Here is a 2,617-nt window from a genome sequence, read left to right as displayed (position 1 = left end):
CCGTCCGGACCGCGCGGGAGCGGCGCTGCGCCGTCGTCATACCCGACATGGTGGCGCGCTGGTACGCCGCGCCCGGCGACCGCACCGTGCCCGCGCCCGCCCGCGGGCGGATCACGCTCTCGATGGTCACCCGTAGCCCGGCGCCGCAGATCCTGCTGGACGCCCTGCCGGGGCTGCGCGAGCGGCTGCGGGAGGGCAACGTGCACGCCCGCCTCTGACACCGGAGAGGTTCTGACAGGGCGTCGGTTCGATGTCACGTCCCGTTCGAGCCTCTCCGGTCGGTCCGGTCCGCCGGACGGTGGAAGGATGTGCGCATGCCCGCGAATTCCCCCCTTCCTGCGGCACACGACGCCGCGCCGTACGACGCCCTCCTGCTCTACTCCTTCGGTGGCCCGAACAAGCCCGAGGACGTGGTGCCGTTCCTGCGCAACGTGACCGCGGGCAAGGGCATCCCGGACGAGCGGCTCGAAGAGGTGGGCGAGCACTACTACGGGTTCGGCGGCAAGAGCCCCATCAACGAGCAGAACCTCGCGCTGAAGGCGGCGCTCGAGGCCGAGCTCGCCGCCCGCGGTCTGGACCTCCCGGTCGTGTGGGGCAACCGCAACTGGGCGCCGTACACCACCGACGCGGTCGACGAGCTGGAGGAGCTGGGGGCCAAGCGCGCCGTCGCGCTCGTGACCAGCGCGTACTCCTCGTACTCCGGCTGCCGTCAGTACCGCGAGGACCTCGCGGTCACGCTGGACAAGCGCGGGCAGCTCGGCCCCGACGGGTCGACGGGCGTGCAGTTCGACAAGGTGCGCTCGTACTTCAACCACCCGGGCTTCGCGCAGGCGAACGTCGACGCCGTCGTCGAGGCGTACGCCGAGCTCGAGGCGAACGGTGGCTCCGGTGCGGCCGCGAAGCTCGTCTTCGTCACGCACTCGATCCCGGACACCATGGAGGCGGCGTCGCGGATCTCGCACGCGACCTACTCCGAGCAGCACCTGGACCTCGCGCGGGTCGTGGCGGCGCGGGCGGCCGAGCGGCTCGGGCACGAGGTGCCCTGGGACCTGGCCTACTGCTCGCGCTCCGGCCCGCCCAGCCAGCCGTGGCTGGAGCCGGACGTCAACGACCACCTGGAGGCCCTCGCGGGCGAAGGCGTCCGCGACGTGGTGCTGTCGCCGATCGGCTTCATCTCCGACCACATGGAGGTCGCCTACGACCTCGACACCGAGGCGCTGGCCACGGCCAAGGATCTCGGCATCACCGCCGTGCGAGCCGGTACCGTCGGCACCCGGGAGCCGTTCGTCCGCGGGCTCGTCGACCTGCTCCTCGAGCGGGCGGCCCTGGCCCGCGACGAGCCGGTCACCGAGGCGACCGTGGGGTCGCTCCCGGCCCTTCGTTCCGTCTGCGCACCGGGTTGCTGCCTGCGTCGGGACGGCGAGCCGAGCGGCATCCCGGCGTTGTGCAGCACGGACGTGAACTCCTGAGGTCCGCGGCCCGCCCGCACCCCTGACTGAGAGGCAGACATGAACGACACGCACGTGCACGGGGACACCGGTGCCGAGATCGACACCGCCGAGATCAACGAGGGTATCCGCTACACGATGTTCTCGGTCTTCTCCGTGACCGAGACGCTCCCGGCCGACGCCGACGAGCGCAAGGCCGTCGTGGCCGAGGCCGAGTCCGCCGTCGGCGGTGGCGCCGACCCGGCCGCGACCGAGGGTGACCTCGTCGTCCGCGGCTGGTACGACGTGGGTGGCCTGCGCTCCGACGCCGACCTCATGCTCTGGACCCACGGCCCGTCGATCGAGTCCGTGCAGGGCGCCTACCAGCGCCTGCGCGCGTCCGAGCTGGGCCGCTCCCTGGAGCCCGTCTGGTCGGTCGCCGCGCTGCACCGCCCGGCCGAGTTCAACCGCGGGCACGTGCCCGCCTTCCTCGCCGGCGAGGCGCCGCGCGACTACCTGTCGGTCTACCCGTTCGTGCGGTCCTACGACTGGTACCTGCTGCCTGACGAGGAGCGCCGCACCATGCTGCGCGACCACGGCATGGCGGCCGCGCCCTACAAGGACGTCCGGGCCAACACCGTCTCCGCGTTCGCGCTCGGCGACTACGAGTGGATCCTCGCGTTCGAGGCCGACGAGCTGCACCGGATCGTCGACCTGATGCGCGACCTGCGTGCCACGGAGGCCCGCCGGCACGTGCGCGAGGAGGTCCCGTTCTTCACGGGCCCGCGCACGACCCTGGCCGACTGGGCGGACCGCCAGCCCCTGAGCTGATGTCGGCGTCGACCGGTTTGTCCCGGTCGCCCTCTCCTTCGAGGCCTAAGTTTCTTCGCTTTGAGCAGCGCGAAAGCGAAGAAACTTAGGCCTCGAAGTGGATCAGTGCGCAGGGGTCCGGGTCGGCCCGGCCCAGGTGCGCGGGAGGGTTCCCGCCAGGGACGTCGCGCCCAGGTCGTCGTCCGTCAGGACCGTCGGGATGAGTCCCGCCGCCTCCAGGTGCCCGACGGCGGCGCTCACCTGGGCCTCGCCCGTCTCGACGAGCAGGTGCCCGCCGGGGCGCAGCAGCGCAGGGGCCAGGTCGATCACGCGGCGCAGGATCGCCAGGCCGTCGGCCCCGCCGTCGAGCGCGGCGTGCG

The 2,617-nt window shown here is 72.5% G+C and carries 2 protein-coding genes and 2 pseudogenes; 3 read left to right on the top strand and 1 reads right to left on the bottom strand.

Features of this window, described 5'->3' with window-relative positions:
* From PROKR_RS17195 to hemQ, 3 genes and pseudogenes are all read left to right on the top strand, one after another.
* Positions 1–218, top strand: a pseudogene (locus PROKR_RS17195) (LysR family transcriptional regulator); the annotation flags it as partial.
* 96 nt (positions 219–314) lie between these two features.
* Positions 315–1,469, top strand: a complete 1,155-nt coding sequence (locus PROKR_RS17190; RefSeq protein WP_036965031.1) for a ferrochelatase — start codon at positions 315–317, stop codon at positions 1,467–1,469.
* A gap of 39 nt (positions 1,470–1,508) precedes the next feature.
* Positions 1,509–2,258: a hydrogen peroxide-dependent heme synthase gene (hemQ, locus tag PROKR_RS17185; RefSeq protein WP_036965029.1), complete on the top strand. Its 750-nt coding sequence runs from the start codon at positions 1,509–1,511 to the stop codon at positions 2,256–2,258.
* Between the two features lie 102 nt (positions 2,259–2,360).
* On the opposite strand, the pseudogene PROKR_RS17180 reads toward hemQ, so the two are convergent.
* Positions 2,361–2,617, bottom strand: a pseudogene (locus tag PROKR_RS17180) (hypothetical protein); the annotation flags it as partial.

The sequence above is a fragment of the Promicromonospora kroppenstedtii DSM 19349 genome, assembly GCF_000515355.1.
Classification (GTDB): Bacteria; Actinomycetota; Actinomycetes; order Actinomycetales; family Cellulomonadaceae; genus Promicromonospora; species Promicromonospora kroppenstedtii.
This window is presented reverse-complemented; position numbering and strand designations above follow the sequence as displayed.

Excerpts from the sequence above, each read along its gene's own strand:
- PROKR_RS17190 (WP_036965031.1), top strand. The coding sequence starts at position 315 with ATGCCCGCGAATTCCCCCCTTCCTGCGGCACACGACGCCGCGCCGTAC.
- hemQ (WP_036965029.1), top strand. The coding sequence starts at position 1,509 with ATGAACGACACGCACGTGCACGGGGACACCGGTGCCGAGATCGACACC.